Below are 19,962 nucleotides of genomic sequence, written 5' to 3' on the forward strand. Positions count from 1 at the left end.
AAATCAGACTACACAGCGGACCTCAAAATCTTTTGTTTTGGTCTCCTCTGTGTACCTCCGTGTCCTCCGTGGTAATGCTTTGTGATGTCAGAAGTTTTTTTAAACCCATCGATTTCGATGGGTTAAGCACTGATAAGGAAGGGTGGCGAGTCCGTATCTGAGTGCATACAGATGCTCAAAAGATTTACTATCGACGGGACAATGGCTATTCATACCAGCCTTGAAACATTGAGGATGTTTTAACCGAAAGAACCCATGAAACTTTACCTTGCCCTCATACTCCTTTTGCCGCTCATGGGCGGCCTCTGCAACGCCCTGCTGGGGCGGCTGCTGCCGCGTCGTGTGGGCGAGTCGGTGGCCTGCGGGGTGATCTGGGGGGCGTTCGCCTGCGCCGTAGTGGCGTTTGCCGGCTTCACCGGGCCGGTCAGGGTGGAATTGGGCTCCTGGCTGGCCGCATTCACCTTCCAGGCCCCCATCGCCCTGTACCTGGACCAGCTTTCCCTCAGCCTGACCCTGATGATCACCTTCGTGTGCGGCCTGATCCACCTCTACTCCGTGGGCTACCTGCAGGACGACCCGGCCTGGGCTCGCTACTTCGCCCTGCTGAATATCTTCGTTTTCGCCATGCTGACCCTGGTGCTGGCCGAGAACCTGCCGCTCCTCTACCTGGGGTGGGAGGGGGTCGGCTTCTGCTCCTACGCCCTGATCGGCTTCTGGTACACGGAGGAGAAGAACGCCACCGCCGGGCGCAAGGCGTTCATCACCACCCGCATCGGCGACACCGCTTTCGGCATCGCCATCGTCTGGATGTACCAGCTCTCCGGCTCCGTCTCCATCACCCACCTGAACAGCATGGGCGCGCTGATCCCCGTCGCCGTCGTGACGACCATAGGCCTTTTGCTCCTGGCCGGGGCTGCCGGGAAGTCGGCCCAGGTGCCGCTGTCGGTCTGGCTGCCGGATGCCATGGCCGGCCCCACGCCGGTGTCGGCCCAGATCCACGCCGCCACCATGGTCACGGCCGGGGTTTACCTGCTGGCGCGCATGTTCCCCCTGATCGGCTCCTCGGAGACGGTGCGGGCCGCCATCGCCCTGACCGGCGGCGTCACCGCCTTCTATGCCGCCACCTGCGCCTGCACCCAACGGGACCTGAAACGCATTCTGGCCTACTCCACCATCAGCCAGATCGGCTACATGGTGCTCGGCGTGGGGGCCGGAGCCTTGACCGGCGCGACCTTCCACCTGCTGACCCACGCCTTCTTCAAGGCGCTCCTGTTCCTGGGGGCGGGATGCGTCATCACCGCCCTGCACCACCAGCAGGACATCTTCCGCATGGGTGGGCTCAGAGCAAAGCTAGCCGCGGTCTACTGGCCGTTTCTGGCCGGGGCGCTCTGCCTGGCCGGGTTTCCCCTGACCGGGGGCTTTTTCAGCAAGGACGCCATCCTGGGTGGGTTGGCCGCCCAGGGCGGTCCCCTGTACGGCGGGCTGCTGCTCCTCGGCCTCCTTACGGCGCTTCTGACCTCCTTCTACACCTTCCGCATGGTCTTCGTGGTCTTTCATGGTGGGGAAGAGGCCCACATCGGCCCCCTCCCGCGGGTCATGACCCTGACCCTCATTCCCCTGGCCCTGCTCGGCCTGTGCGGCGGCCTGTTCAACCTGCCCGCCTACCTGGGCCATCAGGGGGTTCTGGACGGCTTCCTTGGTTCGATCCCCGGTTTTAGGGGTGTTGAGCAGACCCCCCATGCCGACGAGATCGCCCTGCAGATCGTCGCCGCCACCTTGAGCCTCACGGGTCTGGGCCTGGCCTGGTCCCGCTACACCGGCAGCCGCCGGGCCGCCGCCCTGGCCCGCGAGGACGCCGGCCGGCCGGGTGCCCGGTTCCTGCTGAACGGCTGGTACCTGGACAGCCTCTATTGGTCGCTGGTCGTCAACCCGTTCAACCACCTGGCGCGTTTCCTCTGGAAACGGTGGGACGAGGCGGGTATCGACGGCACCCTGGACGGCCTGGCCCGCCTTACCGCCCGCCTGGGCGGCCTGCCCGCCGCCTGGAGCACCGGCCGGGTGGCCACCTCCCTGTTCGGCCTGGCGGCCGGGGTCTGCGTAGTGCTCGCCTACCTTGTGTGGGTGGTGCTGCCATGATGGCCGATCTGCATCTTTTGACCATCCTGGTCTTCTTCCCCCTGGCGGGCTGCCTGCTGATGCTGCCGGTCTGGAAGCGTCCTGCGGCTGCGCGGCCTCTGGCCCTGGGGGTGATGACCGGAGAACTGTTGCTGGCGCTCTGGCTGTACGCCTCGTGGCACGGGCTGGCGGCGCTGCACCCGGCTTTGCCCGGTTACCTGCTGGTGGAGGACGCCCCCTGGATCAGGGACTTCGGCATCCGCTACACCCTGGGGCTGGACGGCATCTCGCTGCTCATGGTCATGCTGACCGCCTTCAGCTTCTGCGTGGCCCTGGCGGTGTCGTGGCGGGCCGTGGGCGAGAAGGTCGGCCTGTTCCTGGCGCTGCTTTTGGCCATGGAAACCGGCATCATGGGGGTCTTTCTGGCCCTGGACCTGGCACTGTTCTACCTGTTCTGGGAGGTGATGCTGATCCCCATGTTCTTCCTGATCGGCATCTGGGGCCATGGGCGGCGCATCTACTCCACGGTCAAGTTCTTCCTCTTCACCATGTTCGGCTCGCTCCTCATGCTCCTGGCGATCATCGCCCTGCACCTGCTCCATGCCCAAAAGAGCGGCGTTGCCACCTTCGGGCTGCACGAGCTTATCGCAACCCCCCTGCCGGCCGGTACCCAGCTCTGGCTGTTCGGCGCCTTTTTCCTGGCCTTTGCCATCAAGTTCCCCCTCTTCCCCCTGCACACCTGGCTGCCGGACGCCCATACCGACGCCCCCACCGCGGGGAGCGTGATCCTGGCCGGGCTGCTGCTCAAGACCGGCAGCTACGGCCTGCTCCGCTTCGGCTACCCGCTCTTCCCCCAGGCGGCCCATACGTTGACCCCCCTGTTCTATACCCTGGCCATCGCCGGCATCGTCTACGCCTCGCTGGTGGCCTTTGCCCAGGAGGACATGAAACGCCTCATCGCCTACTCCAGCATCGGCCACATGGGGTACGTGGCCATCGGCATCGCCGCCTGGCAACCGGTGGCCCTGTCCGGCTCCATCGTCCAGATGGCCAACCACGGCGTGACCACCGGCGCCCTGTTCGCCATGGTGGGCATGCTGGACGAACGGGCGCACACCCGGGAGATCGGCGCCTTCGGCGGACTATGGGGCAAGATCCCGCTCTGGTCGTTCTTCTTCCTGCTCTTCTCCATGGCCTCGGCCGGCCTGCCGGGGCTGAACAACTTCGTGGGCGAGTTCCTGGTGCTGTCCGGCACCTTCACCAAGTCGCCCCTGGCGGCGGGACTGGCCTTCACCGGCATCGTCCTGACCCTGGTCTACACCGTGCGCCTGGTGCAGGAGGTGATCTTTCAGACGGAACGCACGCCCTTGCCGCTGGCGGACCTGGAGCGCCGTGAAATCTGCCTTCTGGCCGTGCTGGCCCTGCTGGTGGTCTGGATGGGCGTGCACCCGGCGCCGCTGCTGGATCTGATCCACGGGCCGGTGCAACTCCTGACCGGGGGTGCGCCGTGACAAATGCCGACCTGATGGCACTCATGCCTTTGATCATCCCGGCCCTCGGCAGCGTGCTGGTACTGCTCATTGGCGCGGTACGCCCCGGCGGCTACCTGTACGGGGTGGCCGGGGCGCTGGTTGCGGCTTCCCTGCTGTGGGCCCTGTGCCTCCCGGCCAGCGCCCTCATGCCGGGTCTTGCCGTCACCCCCTTCTCCCGGTTCTTCGTTCTGTTCCTCGGCGGCACCTGCCTGGTGGCCCTGCTGCTGGCCGCCGGCTACAACAAACGGCGCGGCATCGTGGGGGAGGAGTACCCGGCAACGCTGCTCTTCGCCCTGGCCGGCATGGGGGCGGCCTGCGCCGCCACCGACCTGTTGATGCTGTTCCTCGGTCTGGAGGCCTTTACCTTTGCCTTCTACATCCTGGTGGCCGTGGAACGGGATTCGCCCCGGGGGGGCGAGGCGGGGCTGAAGTACCTGCTCAACGGCACCCTGGCGGCGGCCGTTCTGGCCATGGGGATCGCCCTGGTCTATTGCAGCCGCGGCACGCTCAAGCTGGCCGAACTGGCCCTGCAACCGGCCGCGCCCGAGCCGCTGTTCCTGGCCGGCGTCTGCATGATCCTTCTGGGGGTGGCCTTCAAGCTCTCCTTCGTCCCCGCCCATCTCTGGACCCCGGACGTATACCAGGGAGCCCCGGCCCCGGTGACGGCGCTCCTCTCCACCGCCTCCAAGGGGGCCTCGGCGGCGGCCCTGTTCCTCGTGCTACCGCTGGCCGCCGCATGGCGCGGCGGTCACGACATCCTCTGGTGCCTGGCGCTCGCCACTATGGCCTGCGGCAATCTGGCGGCCCTGGTGCAGACCAGCATCAAGCGCCTGCTGGCGTGGTCGTCCGTGGCCCAGATGGGGTATGTGGCCCTGGCTTTTGTGGCCCTGCCCGCCGGTGGGGCGCGGGCCGCGCTCTTCTACATGGTGGCTTACGGGGCGGCCGGACTGGCCTCCTTCGGCGCCGTGTCCGTCCTGTCCGATGGCTCGGACCGGGATGCCATCGAGCAATACCGCGGCCTGGGCTACCGCAATCCCCTGGCCGGTGCGGCCCTGGCCGTGGCGCTGTTCTCCCTGGCCGGGATCCCCCCGGCGGCCGGGTTCATGGCCAAGTTCGCGGTCTTCAGCGCCGCGCTGCGGGCCGGCGAAACCGCCCTGGCCGTGGCCGGCGTCCTCATGGCGCTCGTGGGGGTCTTCTTCTACCTGCGAGTGGTGGTTGCCCTTTATATGCGGCCTGCCGACGGAGGGGAAGCGCCGGTACGCCCCCTGTCCCTCTCCGAGGGCCTGGCACTGGCCCTCCCCACCGCCGCCATCCTCTTCCTTGGGCTCTATCCTTCCCCGCTGCTGGATCTGCTGGCCCATATCGTGAAATTTCCGTGAGGAGGTTTTCCTGATGCCCGGACGAATTGCGGCAATATTCTGCCTGGCCTTTGCCCTGGCCGCGTGCAGCACCGTTCCCATCACCGGGCGCTCGCAGCTCAACCTGATCCCCGGTTCGTCCATGATCTCCATGAGCCTGCAAGAGTACGATCAGTTCCTGAAGGAGCACAAGGTCAGCACCAACCAGGAACAGACCGGGATGGTCAAACGGGTGGGGGCACGGGTCCAGGACGCGGTGGAACGATATTTTGTCGCCAGCGGCCTGAGCGGGCATCTGGCCAGCTATAAATGGGAGTTCAACCTGGTGGAGGACAAACAGGTCAATGCCTGGTGCATGCCGGGCGGGAAGGTGGTTGTTTATACCGGCATCCTGCCGGTCGCCCGGGGGATGCGGGGCTGGCCGTGGTGATGGGGCATGAGATCGCCCATGCCATTGCGGAGCACGGCAACGAACGCATGAGCCAGGGGTTGATCACGCAACTGGGCGGAGTGGCGCTCTCCACAGCGCTTTCCACGAAGTCGGCCGCCACGCGGCAACTCTGGATGTCGGTGTACGGCGTCGGGGCCCAATACGGGGCCATCCTCCCCTACAGCAGATTGCAGGAGAGCGAGGCCGACCACCTGGGTCTGATCTTCATGGCCATGGCCGGTTACGACCCCAATGAGGCGGTTGTCTTCTGGCGGCGCATGGCCGCGCAGAAGGCGGGCCAGGCCCCCCCGGAGTTCCTCAGCACCCATCCGTCCGATGCCACCCGGGTCGCGGAGCTGGAACGCCTGATGCCGGAGGCCATGTCATACTACCGCAAATGAACGCGAAAAAGGCCGCCCGGGGATCGGACGGCCTTTTCGTATCGGGCGGCGGGAGCTTGCTCAGTAAAAGAGCAGCCAGGCATCCAGGAAGAAGAACAGCCACCCCAGGTTGCACCCCATGGCGATGTACCAGAGATAGTGGCGTTTGGTCAGGCTGGCCAGGGACGAGAGCATGATGGCGATCTGGAGGAAGATGAGGGCATAGGCGAAGTTCCCCCCCATCTCCTGGGCCTTGAGCTTGGTCTTGGCGATCGTCTCGGCCTTGTCCTTGATCTCCTTTTTGTCGCCATCGTAGCGCTTGATCTCCTCGCCGTATTTGGCCAGGGTCTTCTCGTACTCGGCGGCCACTGCGGGCGGCAGCCCCTTCTGGGCATGGTACTGCAACTCCAGCGCCTTCCTGCTCATTTCAAAGTTGTGCTGCTTGATGCTTTTGGCCTGATAATAGGCCCACTGGTCGCTCTCCTGCCCCTGGGCCATGATGGCGCGGGACGAGAATTTTCCCATGTAGAGCGTGGTCAGGGCGGCCAGGACCGCCACGATGGCCGTGGAAAGCGCCAGCCATCCCTGCCATTTTTCCTTCTCTTCCGACATGCAGAGTCCTCCTGAACAATGATGATGTGAGAATGCAGGATAAGCATCCCCCCGTGCTTTGTAAAGGGGGCTGAATCAGATGAAGAGCGCCGCCGCGGAGGCCGGGACGATGCCCGCCTTTTCGGCCCGCTCCATGAGGCAGTGAATGGCCCTCACCCCTTCGTCCCCCAGATCGTTGGAGAAGTCGTTGACATACAGGCCGATGTGGGCCGAGCAGACCTCCTCGTTCATCTCCTGGGCGTGTTCGTGGATGTAATGGGCCGCAGAGGCGGGATTGGCCCGGGAGTAGGCGACGCCGTCCTTTAGTGCGCCCTCGATGGCGGCGATGGTGTCGGCGCCGAGGGAGCGCCTGGCGACGATGCCCCCCAGGGGGATCGGCAGACCGCTTTCCCGCTCCCACCACTCCCCCAGGTCGAGCATCTTGTGCAGGCCGAACCCCTGGTAGGTGAAGCGGGATTCGTGGATGATCACGCCGGCATCCACGTTGCCGCTCAGGACGGCGTCCATGATCTCGTTGAAGGGCATGACCAGGAAGTTTTTCAGGGTGGGGTCGAACAGGCGCAGCAGGAGCAGCGCCGTGGTAAGGCGTCCCGGAACGGCGATGGTCTTGCCGCGCAGATCAGAGGGGTCGAGAGGGGCCTTTGCCACCAGGAGCGGCCCGCAGCCCCGTCCCAGGGCGCTGCCGGAGCGGAGCAGGGCGTACTCGTCGCGGATATGTCCCAGGGCGTGGTAGGAAACCTTGGTGACGTCCAGCTCATTCCTGAGGGCCAACCGGTTGAGGGTCTCCACGTCCTCCAACCGCTCGCGGTAGGAGATGCCGCGGGTGTCCACCAGGCCGTGGACGAGTGGGTAGAACATGAAGGTATCGTTGGGACAGGGGGAAAAACCGAGGGTGAGAGAATGATTCATGACAACTCCGTTCCGGGATCAGGGATCGGGTCCGTCTGCTCTGCCGCGTCTCGCGCGCCCGGCATGCGAACCCTCTATGACATCGTTTGGCTGGTGCGGGGGCATGCGGACTCCATCCGTTTGCCCGGATCGCTTTCAGCGGCGGTTAAACCAGCATCGTGCCGTCATCGATAATGACCCGTTCGCTTCCGTCGGCCATGATGGCCGTCAGGGTCGGGCGGTAGAAGACGTAATCCTCGTGGAACGGGGCGCTGACCCGGCCGCCGAAGCCCGAGTTGTCCCCCAGGGCGATGTGGATGGTGCCGAGAATCTTCTCGGCCTCCAGCACATTGTCCGGGCGGCTGGCCTTGTCGTTGGTGCCGATGCCCAGCTCGGCGATGTTCCGGCAGTTGGCGTTCTCGGCGAATTTGGCCTCAAGCTTGGCGCGGTGCGGGTCCGTTCCCTCCATCCGTGCCACAGTGCCGTTCTCCACGGTAAGCCGCAGCGGCTCGTCCAGTTTGCGGGTTGGCGCCCACTCGATCACCATGGTGCCGTGGCTCTTCCCCTCCAGCGGCGCAAGATACCCTTCGCCGGCCGGAAGATTGCCGAAGCAGCCGGGCGCGGTCAGCAGGCCGTCGTCCCCCCCGGCGTCGCGCCCCTGTTTGCAGATCATCATGTCGGTGCCGTTGGGGCAGGTGACCCGGACCCACTCCGCCCGGTTGACCGCAGCCACCAGTCGGGCGGTGCGCTCGGCCAGGGCCTGCCAGTCCACGGTCATGGAACTGTGGAACATGTCCGGGTCGAAGTGGGGCAGGCTGGCGAAGCGTGTGCCGGCGGCGCAGGCCAGGGCGCGGTAGCGGGTATGGCTGGTGGAATTGTTGGCAAGGGCGATGATGACGTCGGCCACGGCGTGCCGGTGGGTCAGGACCACCTCCCGGGCGGCGGCGATCTCGTCGGGCGAGGCCTGTTTTGCCAGGAGCTTTGCCAAGAGTCCCGATTGGTCCAGTTCGGCGATGGCGTCTGCGCCGAAGGTCGCCAGCCAGAGTTCCCGGGGCGGCTCGGCGCCCGAGGCGGGGGTGGCGGGGAACTCCACGAAGCCGCCGCTGCCGTAGGTCCGTGCGGCGAATGCCGCCGCCATGCGGGCGGTGGCGCTCAGGCGCACGCGCCGGTCCCGGTCGCCGGCGGAGACCGTTTCGTCGGTCCGGATCGTATCGGTGAACACCAGGACCCGTTCGTTGGCGCCGATACCCATATTGGTTTCAAAGAGTGAGCGAAATGCTCCGTCGAGAGAGGGCATGGCCATATCCTTCCGTTGCGTGGGGTGCTTCTGCCACCTTTTTATAGCACAGAAAGGTGCAAAGGTGAAACTGCTTGAAACCTGCGCCCGTGACGCCGGAATGCCGCAGTGGCTGGAAGAGCCGGTGCCCGGCCGCCGCAAACCGCTTATCATGCCGGTCCTCCGCCGTCCGGCTCGGTTGTCTCCACGACAACGGGGGAGAGGTCTTCCGGGCAAACGGGGGGGGTAGGCAGGCGTCACGGACGCGGGTGAAAGGCAAGGGGAGGCAAAGATTTTTTTCCCTTGATTTCTGGAACATTATTATGCTACTCATGCATACTGTATACACTTTATTTGTGTAGATTTAAACAATAATTGCAGCAGCTTAACACCTTGGTTCCCAGGGGCCGGTTTTCGGAGGTTCGAGTGTCTTCAGTACTCTTTTCCACATGGGGCAGGAACGTCGTTGACAACAGGAATGTTTCCGGTGAACCGCAGTCGGTCGCCTTCAAGCTGCCGGCGGCCTTTGACGGCGAACGTCCGTTGCGCGCGTTCATGGGGTGGGATGGTCTCATTCTGTTCGACAGGACAGTGGACGTGCCGGCCATGACGGCCGAGTACATGAAGCGCGTCCAGACCCTGTACTGCTGCGGCAAGTGCACACCGGGCAAGAAAGGCACCAAGGTGCTGATGGACCTGCTCAAGGGGGTGCTGGACGGTACGGCGCAGGAGAACGACCTGGACAAGGTCGGCGACCTGACGGAACTGCTCAAAAATTGCAAGTGCACCCTCTGTCAGAGCGCCACGGTCCCGGTCTTCGATGCGGTGCAGCACTACCGCGCCGATTTCGTCGCCCGCCTCCACGAGCGGCGCGCGGTCAACAGCGCCGATGCGTACCTCCACAAGATCACCGCCCCCTGCATGGACAAATGCCCGTCCCATATCGACATCCCCAAATATATCGAGGATATCAAGAATCTCCGTTTTTCCGATTCCCTGGCCACCATCCGCGAGAACATGCCGCTTCCAGCCGTCTGCGGGCGGGTCTGCCCGCACCCCTGCGAGAGCGCCTGCCGCCGCAAGAACGTGGACGATGCCATCAATATCATGGTGCTGAAACGGTCGGCCTCGGATTACGAGCGGCTGCACAAGCTGGCGCCTCCCATGCGGCCCAAGGCGCGGAAGAACAAGACGGTCGGCATCGTGGGCGCCGGCCCGGCCGGCCTGGCCGCCGCCTATTACCTGGCCCTGGAAGGGTACCCCTGCACCATCTACGAGGCGCTGCCGGAAGGGTACGGGGGCGGCATGATCGCGGTCGGCATCCCGGCGTACCGCATGCCGCGCACGATCCTGCAGCGCGACATCGATATCATCCAGTCCCTGGGGGTCGAGATCGTCTACAACTGCCGCGTCGGCACGGACATCTCCCTGGCGGACCTGAAGAAGAAACATGACTCGGTGTTCATCGCCCCCGGCGCCCACCGTTCCAAACCCATGGGGGTGGAAGGGGAGGACAAGGGGTACAAGGGCTTTCTCAAGGGGGGGATCGACTTCCTGCGCGAGGCCTACATGGGCAAGCCGACCGGCATGGGCGGGAAGGTCGTGGTGGTCGGGGGGGCAATACCGCCATCGACTGCGTCCGGGTGGCCCTGCGCGAGGGTGCCCAGGACTCCTACCTGGTCTACCGCCGCTCCCGCAAGGAGATGCCGGCCGATGTGTGGGAGGTGGATGGTGCCGACGAGGAGGGGGTCACGTTCGAGTTCCAGGTGCTCCCCACCCGGATCATCGCCAACGACCAGCACGAGGTGATCGGCGTGGAGTGCGTCCGCATGGAGTTGGGAGAGCCCGACGCCTCCGGTCGCCGTCGCCCCGAACCGATGGCGGGCAGCGAGTTCGTCATCGAGTGCGACACGGTCATCCCGGCCATCGGCCAGGACGCCGACCTGGGGTTCATCCCGCCCGACATGGGGATCGACATCAGCAAGTGGAACACGGTGGTAACCAGGCATCTGCCCCTCAAGGATGCGGCCGGAAAGGACCTCAAGGACGGCATGGGCAACCCGCTTTCCCGCTCCCTCATGACCGACTGCGACGGGGTCTTTGCCGGCGGCGACGCCGAGATCGGCCCCCTGACCGTGGTGGCCTGCGTGGGCAACGCCCATCGCGCCGCCCGGGTGATCCAGCGCTGGCTGGAGGAAGGCAAGGCCTATCTCACCGAGGACGACATCTTCGACGACCTCCTGACCTATCTGGGGGTGTACGACAAGGGAGAGAAGGTCGCCTGGCTCGATGCCGCAGGGCGTGCCAATCAGAAAGAGGTCCACGGCAAAGAGCGGGCCGGCCTCAAAAACTACAACGAGGTCGAACTCGGCTTCAGCGACAGCACGGCCCAGGCCGAGGCCGACCGGTGCCTGCGCTGCTACCGCATGGCCATGGCGGTGGTCTAACAGGTTGTTGAAAAACAGCCATCTCGCCGCCGTCCTCGAAAGCCCCTTTGTGCGGCGTAGCGTTGCTACGCCTCCGCGGGGCTTCCTGCTGGTGCGACGATCTGACTATTTTTGAACAACCTGGGTTTCCTCCGGTATCCCGGCAGGTGTGAACTCTTATATTAATCGCATTCAAACTTTGGAGTTGTGTATGGTTACGCTGACGATTGACGGCAGGCAGATACAGGCCCCCGCGGGGACGACTATCCTGGATGCGGCCGCCGAGCTGGGGATCAAAATTCCCACGCTCTGCTGGCTGAAGAAGGTTTCCACCACCGGGGCCTGCCGCATCTGCGTGGTGGAGATCGAGGGGGTTGACCGGTTCATGACCGCCTGTAACACCCCGGTCAAGGAAGGCATCGTTGTCACCACCACGTCGCCGAAGCTGGAGAAGGCCCGCCAGAAGACGCTGGAGCTGATGCTGGTCAACCACCCCTTGGACTGCCCGGTGTGCGATGCCGGGGGCGAATGCGACCTGCAGGACACCTGCTTTGCCCTCAAGGTGGACCGGAACGAGTACGCCGCCGAGCGGGAACCGCTCCCCATCATCTACGACTGGCCCCTGATCGAGAATTGCTCCACCCGCTGCATCCTGTGCGAGAAGTGCGTCAAGGTCTGCCACGAGATCGTGGGGGCCGACGCCATCGAGGTCAAGAACTGCGGCGACCGCTCCCTGATCGGCACCGTGGACGGGAAGCCGCTCAATTGCGATTTCTGCGGCAACTGCATCAACGCCTGCCCCACCGGCACGCTCATCAGCAAGCCCTTCAAATTCCGCGGCCGCCCCTGGACCTTCGACGTGACCAAAAGCGTCTGTGCCTTCTGCTCCTCCGGTTGCCAGATCGAATACCATTCCCGCGATGGCCGTGTGGAGCGGGTCACCAGTTCCGACGACGGCTTCAACCGCGGCAACCTTTGCGTCAACGGCCGTTTCGGCTATGCCGCCTTCAACTCCTCCGGCAGGTTGACCGAGCCGCTCCTCAGGGACAGCGCCGGCAAACAGCAGGAGACCGTTTGGGACCAGGCCTTGGGTACGGTGGCGGCCCGGCTGAAGGATATCGTCTCCGAGAGCGGCGGGGCCAGCGTGGCCGGTATCGGGTCGCCCCGGGCAACCAACGAGGAGAGCTATCTCTTCCAGAAGTTCCTGCGTGCCGCCGTGGGTACCAACAACATCGACTCCGAGGCGCGCCTCGGCTATTTCCCGGCCCAGCTCATCCAGTGGCGGATGCTGGGCTACAGCGGCGGGACCACCGCCATGGACGCCATCGAGCAGGCCACGGCGGTCGTGGTCCTGGGGAGCGACCTCAAGGCCGAATCGGCCGGTTTCGCCTACCGGACGATCCAGGCCGCCACCAAAAACGACGCCCGGCTGGTCGTGGCCGGTGCGCGCGCCAGTTGGCTCACGCCGTTCGCCAACGCGTTTCTCCACTATCGTCCCGGCGGCGAAGCTTGGCTGGTGGCGGGCCTCAACAAGGCCATCCTGGCGGAAGGGCTTGAAAACAAGACATTCATCGACACCCATACCACGGAGTTCGCCGCGTTCACTGCGGCCCTCGACGGGATTTCCTTCGAGCGGATCGACGAGGCGAGCGGCGTGGGCGAGGCAGAGCTGCGCGAAGCGGCCCGCCTCATCGGCGCCAACGGCCGCGTGGCCGTCATCTACGGCGCCGGGATCATGCGTGCCGCCGATGCCGCCGCTGCGGTGACCGGCGTGGTCAACCTGGCGCTGGTGACCGGGGCGGCCGGCACGGACGGGGCCGGCATCTACCCTCTGGACGAGAAGAACAATACCCAGGGGATGCTGGATATGGGGGTCTGCCCCGAGTATCTGCCCGGCTATCACGGCTACGACCATGCCGCCGCCCGTTTCGGCGCGGAGTGGAAAGCCACCGTTCCCGGCACGGCCGGCAAGGATCTCTTCCAGATCGTCGAGGGGATCGAAAAGGGCGAAATACGCGCGTTGTACGTCATGGGGAGCGACCCGCTGCACTTCATGCCGGACCGCGGCCGCATCCTGAAGGCCCTGCAGAAGCTGGACCTGCTGGTGGTGCAGGACCTGTTCCTGACCGACACCGCCCGTCTGGCCCACGTCGTGCTGCCCGCCGCCAGCGGGGCCGAGAAGTCCGGTTCCTTCACCACCGTGGACAACCGGGTACAGTGCTTCCCCCGGGCCGTGGCCCCGGCCGGCGAAGCCCGCACCGACGGCGAGATTTTGGCGAAGCTGTACGACTTGGTGGCGCCCGTAACCAATATCGCGGCCGTGTCGGCGGAAGAGCTGCACCACGAGATCGCCCGGCTGACCGGTCTCTACAGTGAGCAGTGCGATCACGAAGGGTGCCGCATGGGGCGGGTCAAGAACCGTCCGGCTTTCAGCGGCCAGCCGGCAACCTTTGGGCCGGTGACGCCCGCCCCCCCGGTCCGGCGGGATGGGGCCCACCCCCTGAACCTGATCATCGGACCGGTGCTGCACCATAACGGCACCTTCTCCACCTGGTCGGACAACAACATGGCCGTTGCCGGAGAGGCGTATGTGGAGGTGGCATCCCCGGACGCGCACAAGGCCGGCGTCGTCACCGGAAACGTGGTGAAGATCTCCTCGCCCCGGGGGAGCATCATCCTCACGGCCAGGGTCCTTGACGAAGCCCCGGAGGGCACGCTGTTCGTCCCGTCCCATTTCAGGGAGGCCCAGGTGAACCTGTTGACCCAGGGAGCGGGCGCCACGGTGGGGGTCAAGCTGGAAAAGGCCTGATCAGGGAGGTTGTTGAAAAACGGCCATCTCGCCGTCGTCCTCGAAAGCCCTTTCGTGCGGCGTAGCGCTGCTACGCCTCCTCAGGGCTCCCTGCGGGGACGACGATCTGACCATTTTTGAACAACCTGGATTTTCAGCAGTCTGAAGCGCCGTTTCCCACGGCGCTTTTTGTTTGCCTGTTCCCGAGCTGCGCCTGTATACTCCCCCCATGACCTGGAAGATCAGACAAAAACTGCGCGCCCTGCTGGATGCCGAGACCAGCCTCCGCCCCCATATGCGGGGCAGGGGCGGGCAATTGGCCGTCTGCCTCGTCTACCCCAATTCCTACCAAACCGCCATGAGCAGCCTGGGCTTTCAGACGGTCTTCGGGCTCCTGGCGGAATCGGCCGACATCCTGTGCGAGCGGGCCTTTCTGCCCGACCGGGAGGAGTTGGAGGAACACCGGCGCAGCGGCACGCCGCTCCTTTCTCTGGAGAGCCAGCGCCCCCTGGCGGATTTCGACGTCGTCGCCTTTTCCACCTCCTTCGAGCCGGACTACCTCCATATCCCCCTCATGCTGGAACTGGCGCGCATCCCGATTCTGGTCGCAGAGCGCACCGGCGGAGATCCCCTGGTCATTGCGGGGGGGGCGGCGTTTTTCATCAACCCCGAACCGGTGGCCGACTTCCTCGACGTGGTCTGTATCGGCGAGGGGGAGGAACTCGTGCCCGCCCTGGTGTCGTGCCTGATGTCGCCCCGGCAGGGGGGGAGGGGAGGATTGTTGTCCGTCCTTGCCGCCCTGCCCGGTTTCTATGTCCCGAGCCTCTACCAACCGCAGTACGATGCCGATGGCCGCCTGACCGGCTTTGAGGGGGCTCCGGGCGCCCCGCTGCCGGTGGTGCGCGCCTGCCCAGCCCTGGAACAATACCGTCCGGCAGCCTCCCTGATCCTGACCGACAACACGGAATTCGGCGACATGTTCCTGGTGGAGGTGAGCCGGGGGTGTCCGCGCGGCTGCCGTTTCTGTAGCGCTGGCTTCATCTACGGCCCGTTTCGCCAGCAGCCCTTCGCGCACCTCACGGCCGCGGTGGACGAGGGGCTCGGGCACCGCTCCAAGGTCGGACTGGTGGGGGCGGCGGTGTCCGACTATCGGGAGATCGGCCGCCTGTGCGCTTACATCGTGGGGAAGGGGGCCAAGGTCTCGGTCTCGTCCCTGCGCATCGACCGGCTGGACGGCGCCATGCTGGACGCCCTGACGCTGAGCGGCCACAAGACCATCTCCCTGGCGCCGGAGGGTGGCTCCCAGCGGCTGCGGGACCTGATCCGCAAAAACCTGAGCGAGGGGCAGATCCTGGACGCCTGCGACCTGCTGATCTCCCGGGACATCCTCAACCTGAAGCTGTACTTCATCATCGGCCTGCCGACGGAGACGGAGGCGGACCTGGATGAACTGCTCCGGCTCGTGGCGGCCATCCGCGAGCGGGTGCTGGAGCGGGCGCGAAGCAACAAGCGGATCGGCGAGATCATCCTGTCGGTGAACCCCTTCATCCCCAAGCCGTTCACCCCCTTTCAGTGGTGCGGCATGGAGCCCATCGCCTCGTTGGAGCGCAAGGTGAAGCTGCTGGAGGCGGCCGTGCGGGGCATGCCCAACGTGCGCCTCAAGGTGGAGAGCCTGCGGGAGTCCTATCTCCAGGCCCTGCTGTCCCGGGGGGACCGGCGGCTTTCGGGCCTGGTGGCCGCCATGGCGGCGGGGAGTTCCCTCAAGAAGGCGGCCAAACAGCGCGGGATCGATACGGACAGGTATGTGTGCCGCGAGATCCCCGGAGACGCCATCCTCCCCTGGAGTGTCATCGGCACGGCGGACCCGGGGCACCTGAGGAAAGAATACGAACGGGCCATGGGGGAAGGGGAGAGGCAGCCATGAAGCGATGCAGCATCTGCACGAAGGAGTTTGACGAGACCGCCGAGCGTTCGGACTATGCCCAGGCTGGGGAATGGCTGGCGGGGGAGGTGTGGCAGGACGCCGGGGAACTGTGCCCGCTCTGTCTGGAAAACCGGGCCAGGCTGGTGATGATGTACTGCCCGGAGTATAATTCGTAAAGCCGTTTATCTTTCTTCCTGAGTCCCTCTAATCATACACCTTCACATGGCAGCCGGCGCAATGGTAGGGCCCCGTATTCAGCTCCCCGTGGCACCCCTTGCAGTTTTTGTGCGCCCACTCCTTGCCGAAACCCGTGATTTTGCCCGGCCCTGCCTCGTGACAGTGCCTGCACGTGTGGGCGGCGACCATGTGGGCCTTGTGCCGGAACGTGACCCCGTTTTTCATGGGGATGATTTCTGGGATGGCACAGGCCGGGCCTGCCAGCAGCGCCATGGCCACGATGCTGGTGGCAGCGCACATAATGTTTCGGCCTGATGCGGTTCTGCTCCAATCCATGTGCGTCAACCTTTGTGCTCCGGGACATTGCAATGAAGGATTTTGGGGTACAAAAAACCCGGTTCTTCTGGAATGGCGCGAAGAAACCGGGTAGAAAGGAAGGGAGGCGTCGCTGCCTCCCTTCCTGGTATTGGTCTTGTTAATCCACTGACTTCCGCAGGAAGGTCGGGATGTCGTACTGGTCCTCGTCGTCCTCGATAAAGGAGACGGCCGGCCTGATGCGGGTGGTGCTCTCCGTCTGCTGACGGTCGCGGATATGGGTGGGGATGTCCAGCCACTTCTTGTTGGCCGGGGAGCTTTTCTCGCCCAACTGGGTGACGTTGTGCCGCAGGTCGCGGCCCCGTTCCATGTCGAAGCGGTCGCCGAAGCCGGTGACGATGGCGGTGACCTTGATCTCGTCGCCCAGGCTCTCGTCGATGACCACGCCGATGATGATGTTGGCGTCTTCGTGGACCTTCTCGTGGACGGTCTTGTTGACCGCGTCGAAGTCGTCCATGGTCATGGTGGCCGAGCCGGTGATGTTGACCAGCACGCCCTTGGCGCCGGAAACGTCGATATCTTCCAACAGCGGGCTCGAGATGGCACATTTGGCCGCTTCCACGGCGCGGTTTTCGCCGCTGGCGATGCCGATCCCCATCATGGCCATGCCGCGCTCGCTCATGATGGACTTGACATCGGCAAAGTCCACGTTGATGAAGCCGGAGGTGGTGATCAGGTCGGAAATGCCCTGCACAGCCTGGCGCAGGACGTCGTCGGACGGTTTGAAGGCGTCCAGGATGCCCAGGGAGCGGGGGGCGATATTGAGCAGGCGATCATTGGGGATGATGATCAGGGAGTCCACATGCTTCTTCAGCTCGCGGATGCCCTCTTCGGCCTTTGCCATGCGCTGCTTGCCCTCGCGGGAGAACGGCTTGGTGACGATGCCGACGGTCAGCGCCCCGGCTTCCTTGGCCGCTTCGGCGATGACCGGCGCCGCGCCGGTCCCGGTGCCGCCGCCCATGCCGGCGGCGATGAAGATCATGTCGGCGCCTTTGAGCATTTCGGTCATCTTCTCCCGGTCTTCAAGGGCCGCATCGCGCCCGATGTTGGGATTGGCACCGGCCCCGAGCCCCTTGGTCAGCTGTCCGCCCAACTGCAGCTTGACCGGTGCCTTGGAGTGGCGCAACGCCTGGGCGTCGGTATTGGCAACGATAAAATCGACTTTATGTATGTTATTGGCGATCATGGTGTTGACGGCATTGCCGCCGCCGCCGCCCACGCCGATCACCTTGATTACGGCACTTTGTTCAATCGTTTCATCAAATTCGAACATTGTGGTCCCCCCTTAATAAATGGCAGATGCTTCTTGTCCCGTTGACACTGAAATGTAACCGCAATTGGCGCAAGAATCAAAGGAAAAATCATTAAAATCTTCGTAAAAATGGGGTGCCGTCAAATTCGGTTTGTCAGGCTCTGCAAGGGGTGGCTGCCCACGCCGGGCAGATCTCGGAGGGCATCGCGGGATCGGACGGAGACGAGAGAAAAGGCGCATGGAGACTGTTGTCTGCAACGGTTGACGAACGGCCATCGTAACCCCTCGTTCGACAATATGATTCTGGGTTGCCGGGTTAACGGCGGCCTGTCAGAAAAACTCCCTGAACCATGTTTTCATCCGACGCACGGCGTTGCTGAAGATGCTGTCCTCCGACTTGCTGGTGGGGAATTCCCGGGCGCCGAAGTTGCGGCTGCCGTAGACGATGAGGCCGACGCCGGTGGCATAGACCGGCGAGTTGACCACGTCCACCAGGCCGCCGATCCGCTGGGGCAGGCCGCGGCGCACCGGCAGATTGAAGATCTGCTCGGCCAGTTCGGGCATCCCTTCCAGGATGCTGGAACCGCCGGTGATGACCACGCCCGAGGCGATGGAATCCTCCAGGCCGGATTTGATGATCTCCCGGTTCACCAGGGTGAACATCTCCTCCACGCGGGGGCCCAGGATCTCGCACAGCACGTTGCGGGACAGCTCCCGCGGCTTGCGGCCGCCGACGCTGGGCACTTCGATCTTGTCGTCCTTGCCCACCAGCGCCGAGAGACAGCAGCCGTACTTCTGCTTGATCTTTTCCGCCTCGGCCATGGGGGTGCGCAGGCCGACGGCGATGTCGTTGGTCAGGTGGTTGCCGCCGAGGGAAAGCACGGAGGTATATTTGATGGCCCCTTCGGAGAAGATGGCGATGTCGGTGGTGCCGCCGCCGATATCCACCAGGCAGACCCCCAGTTCCTTCTCGTCGGCCGACAGGACGGCTTCGGAGGAGGCCAACTGCTCCAGCACGATGTCGGCCACGTCCAGGCCGGCCCGGTTGCAGGACTTGACGATGTTCTGGGCACTGGCCACGGCGCCGGTGACGATGTGCACCTTGGCCTCCAGGCGGACGCCGCTCATGCCGAGCGGCTCGCGGATGCCGTCCTGTTCGTCGATGATGAATTCCTGCGGCAGGATGTGGATCACCTCGCGGTCCATGGGGATGGCGATGGCCTTGGCGGCGTCGATCACCCGGCGCACGTCTTCCTGGGCCACCTCGCGATTCTTGATGGCGATCACCCCCTGGGAGTTGATCCCCTTGATGTGGCCGCCGGCGATACCGGCATACACCGACTTGATCTCGCAGCCGGCCATCAGTTCGGCCTCGTCGATGGCCTTGCGGATGGAGGCAACCGTGCTTTCGATATTGATCACCACCCCTTTGCGCAAGCCGCTGGACGGGCTGGTGCCGATGCCGACGATGTCGATGCCGTCCTCCGTGACATTACCTACAATGGCACAGATTTTGGTGGTGCCGATATCGAGACCGACAATCAGATTATCTCTTTTGGTTGCTGACATGCGCCCCCCTGCCTCATATGAAAATAGTAGTCGTTACCCTTTTTTTACCACGATCTTGTCGTTGTAATCGAGATCGATGTAGTGCAGCGTGGCTCGCTGGGCCATGAGCTCGCGGTAGATGCGGGCGAACCGGTCGACCTTGGCGGCGAAGTCGCCGGAACCGATCTTCACCGGGAGTGCACCGGAAGAGGTAAACATGGTGAATCCGTAGCCCTTATCGTAATGAATCTCCGATACATCTGCAAGGATAAATGCGCCTTTTTCCCGCAAAATCGTGAGCAGGTCGCAGGTCGCTTTCAGGGCTTCCCGGGTCCCGGCCGGGTCGGTGTTCAGGTCCTCTTCGCTGAAGCCGGTGATCACCGGATAGTCCAGGCGGTCCCCCTGGTTGAGCACCTTGAAGATGTTGCCCTTGGTGTCCAGGTAGTAGATGAACCCCATGTTGACCACGGCCAGCGGCTCGCGCTCGGTGACGGCGATGGAAAGGCCGTCCGGGAGGTAGCGCCTGATGCGGACCGACTCGATCCAGGGGTTGCGCATGAGGTGCTCGCCCATGAGTTTCAGATTCATGCGCAGCAGGTCGCGCCCCGGTTCGGCGCCGGCGATGGCCAGGATCTCCTCCCGGGTCAGGCGCCGGGAATTGGAAACCTCCACGTTCTTGAGCCGGAAAAAGGTTGCGGAGGAAAAGGCCCGATAGATGCCGAAGCATACCGCGCAGACCAACGCCACACCGCTCAGGCCAAGGGCAACCTTGCCCAGGGGGCGCAGGTATTTCTTCAGGTCCAGCGGTTGGCGCTGGATCTTGACCTTGTTGGCGGCCACCTTTTTGCGGTGGTATGGCGAGGCTGCGAAATCGCGCATCT

General features: G+C 64.3%; 14 protein-coding genes and 2 pseudogenes. 9 read left to right on the forward strand and 7 right to left on the reverse strand.

The features are described 5' to 3' along the window. Positions 1-255 precede the first annotated feature (255 nt). From nuoL to FO488_RS20555, 4 genes and pseudogenes are all read left to right on the forward strand, one after another. Positions 256-2,136 carry an NADH-quinone oxidoreductase subunit L gene (gene nuoL, locus FO488_RS01525; RefSeq protein WP_149208914.1) on the forward strand — a complete coding sequence of 627 codons (1,881 nt, stop codon included), beginning with the start codon at positions 256-258 and terminating at the stop codon, positions 2,134-2,136. Beyond that, complete coding sequence (locus FO488_RS01530; protein ID WP_149212037.1) at positions 2,136-3,626, forward strand: NuoM family protein; 1,491 nt, start codon at positions 2,136-2,138, stop codon at positions 3,624-3,626. The genes nuoL and FO488_RS01530 overlap by 1 nt, the downstream gene beginning before the upstream one ends. Next, positions 3,623-5,026, forward strand: coding sequence for an NADH-quinone oxidoreductase subunit N (locus FO488_RS01535; protein ID WP_149208915.1), 1,404 nt, complete (start codon positions 3,623-3,625; stop codon positions 5,024-5,026). The genes FO488_RS01530 and FO488_RS01535 overlap by 4 nt, the downstream gene beginning before the upstream one ends. Before the next feature lie 13 nt (positions 5,027-5,039). Beyond that, positions 5,040-5,836: pseudogene (locus tag FO488_RS20555) on the forward strand (M48 family metallopeptidase). 60 nt (positions 5,837-5,896) lie between these two features. Here the strand turns inward: FO488_RS20555 and FO488_RS01545 are convergent. From FO488_RS01545 to FO488_RS01555, 3 genes are all read right to left on the reverse strand, one after another. Then, the gene (locus FO488_RS01545) at positions 5,897-6,427 is read right to left on the reverse strand and encodes a DUF4337 domain-containing protein (protein ID WP_149208916.1); all 531 of its coding nucleotides are present in this window, start codon (positions 6,425-6,427) and stop codon (positions 5,897-5,899) included. 75 nt (positions 6,428-6,502) lie between these two features. Then, positions 6,503-7,336: a 1,4-dihydroxy-6-naphthoate synthase gene (locus FO488_RS01550; RefSeq protein ID WP_149208917.1), complete on the reverse strand. Its 834-nt coding sequence runs from the start codon at positions 7,334-7,336 to the stop codon at positions 6,503-6,505. A gap of 145 nt (positions 7,337-7,481) precedes the next feature. Continuing rightward, positions 7,482-8,612: an aminopeptidase gene (locus tag FO488_RS01555; RefSeq protein ID WP_149208918.1), complete on the reverse strand. Its 1,131-nt coding sequence runs from the start codon at positions 8,610-8,612 to the stop codon at positions 7,482-7,484. Between the two features lie 64 nt (positions 8,613-8,676). Between FO488_RS01555 and FO488_RS19585 the strand changes: the two genes are divergently transcribed. The 5 genes and pseudogenes from FO488_RS19585 to FO488_RS01575 all read left to right on the forward strand — a co-directional run bounded on the left by FO488_RS19585 (position 8,677) and on the right by FO488_RS01575 (position 15,905). Continuing rightward, the gene (locus tag FO488_RS19585; protein ID WP_205743325.1) at positions 8,677-8,841 is read left to right on the forward strand and encodes a hypothetical protein; all 165 of its coding nucleotides are present in this window, start codon (positions 8,677-8,679) and stop codon (positions 8,839-8,841) included. A 176-nt stretch (positions 8,842-9,017) separates the two neighbouring features. Further along, a pseudogene (locus FO488_RS01560) lies at positions 9,018-11,038 on the forward strand (FAD-dependent oxidoreductase). Between the two features lie 190 nt (positions 11,039-11,228). Then, positions 11,229-13,826 carry a molybdopterin-dependent oxidoreductase gene (locus FO488_RS01565; RefSeq protein ID WP_149208919.1) on the forward strand — a complete coding sequence of 866 codons (2,598 nt, stop codon included), beginning with the start codon at positions 11,229-11,231 and terminating at the stop codon, positions 13,824-13,826. A 208-nt stretch (positions 13,827-14,034) separates the two neighbouring features. Beyond that, positions 14,035-15,729: a radical SAM protein gene (locus tag FO488_RS01570; protein ID WP_149208920.1), complete on the forward strand. Its 1,695-nt coding sequence runs from the start codon at positions 14,035-14,037 to the stop codon at positions 15,727-15,729. After that, the gene (locus FO488_RS01575; RefSeq protein ID WP_149208921.1) at positions 15,726-15,905 is read left to right on the forward strand and encodes a hypothetical protein; all 180 of its coding nucleotides are present in this window, start codon (positions 15,726-15,728) and stop codon (positions 15,903-15,905) included. The genes FO488_RS01570 and FO488_RS01575 overlap by 4 nt, the downstream gene beginning before the upstream one ends. 28 nt (positions 15,906-15,933) lie before the next feature. Here FO488_RS01575 and FO488_RS01580 read toward each other — a convergent pair whose 3' ends face one another. The 4 genes from FO488_RS01580 to FO488_RS19250 form a co-directional block, all read right to left on the reverse strand. Beyond that, the gene (locus FO488_RS01580; protein ID WP_149208922.1) at positions 15,934-16,206 is read right to left on the reverse strand and encodes a cytochrome c3 family protein; all 273 of its coding nucleotides are present in this window, start codon (positions 16,204-16,206) and stop codon (positions 15,934-15,936) included. Between the two features lie 175 nt (positions 16,207-16,381). Next, on the reverse strand, positions 16,382-17,554 hold the full coding sequence (gene ftsZ / locus FO488_RS01585) for a cell division protein FtsZ (protein ID WP_149208923.1): 1,173 nt from the start codon (positions 17,552-17,554) through the stop codon (positions 16,382-16,384). 309 nt (positions 17,555-17,863) lie between these two features. Further along, the gene (ftsA, locus tag FO488_RS01590) at positions 17,864-19,102 is read right to left on the reverse strand and encodes a cell division protein FtsA (protein WP_149208924.1); all 1,239 of its coding nucleotides are present in this window, start codon (positions 19,100-19,102) and stop codon (positions 17,864-17,866) included. Between the two features lie 33 nt (positions 19,103-19,135). After that, on the reverse strand, positions 19,136-19,960 hold the full coding sequence (locus tag FO488_RS19250) for a cell division protein FtsQ/DivIB (protein ID WP_168205827.1): 825 nt from the start codon (positions 19,958-19,960) through the stop codon (positions 19,136-19,138). Positions 19,961-19,962: the final 2 nt, after the last annotated feature.

The sequence above is a fragment of the Geobacter sp. FeAm09 genome, from assembly GCF_008330225.1.
Taxonomy (GTDB): domain Bacteria; phylum Desulfobacterota; class Desulfuromonadia; order Geobacterales; family Pseudopelobacteraceae; genus Oryzomonas.

What these genes read in the sequence shown, in the direction of transcription:
- FO488_RS19250 (WP_168205827.1), bottom strand. Translation starts at nt 19,960, where the DNA reads ATGCGCGATTTCGCAGCCTCGCCATACCACCGCAAAAAGGTGGCCGCC.
- FO488_RS01555 (WP_149208918.1), bottom strand. Translation starts at nt 8,612, where the DNA reads ATGCCCTCTCTCGACGGAGCATTTCGCTCACTCTTTGAAACCAATATG.
- FO488_RS01575 (WP_149208921.1), top strand. Translation starts at nt 15,726, where the DNA reads ATGAAGCGATGCAGCATCTGCACGAAGGAGTTTGACGAGACCGCCGAG.
- FO488_RS01550 (WP_149208917.1), bottom strand. Translation starts at nt 7,336, where the DNA reads ATGAATCATTCTCTCACCCTCGGTTTTTCCCCCTGTCCCAACGATACC.
- ftsA (WP_149208924.1), bottom strand. Translation starts at nt 19,102, where the DNA reads ATGTCAGCAACCAAAAGAGATAATCTGATTGTCGGTCTCGATATCGGC.
- FO488_RS01580 (WP_149208922.1), bottom strand. Translation starts at nt 16,206, where the DNA reads ATGTGCGCTGCCACCAGCATCGTGGCCATGGCGCTGCTGGCAGGCCCG.
- FO488_RS01565 (WP_149208919.1), top strand. Translation starts at nt 11,229, where the DNA reads ATGGTTACGCTGACGATTGACGGCAGGCAGATACAGGCCCCCGCGGGG.
- FO488_RS01570 (WP_149208920.1), top strand. Translation starts at nt 14,035, where the DNA reads ATGACCTGGAAGATCAGACAAAAACTGCGCGCCCTGCTGGATGCCGAG.
- FO488_RS01530 (WP_149212037.1), top strand. Translation starts at nt 2,136, where the DNA reads ATGGCCGATCTGCATCTTTTGACCATCCTGGTCTTCTTCCCCCTGGCG.
- ftsZ (WP_149208923.1), bottom strand. Translation starts at nt 17,554, where the DNA reads ATGTTCGAATTTGATGAAACGATTGAACAAAGTGCCGTAATCAAGGTG.
- nuoL (WP_149208914.1), top strand. Translation starts at nt 256, where the DNA reads ATGAAACTTTACCTTGCCCTCATACTCCTTTTGCCGCTCATGGGCGGC.
- FO488_RS01545 (WP_149208916.1), bottom strand. Translation starts at nt 6,427, where the DNA reads ATGTCGGAAGAGAAGGAAAAATGGCAGGGATGGCTGGCGCTTTCCACG.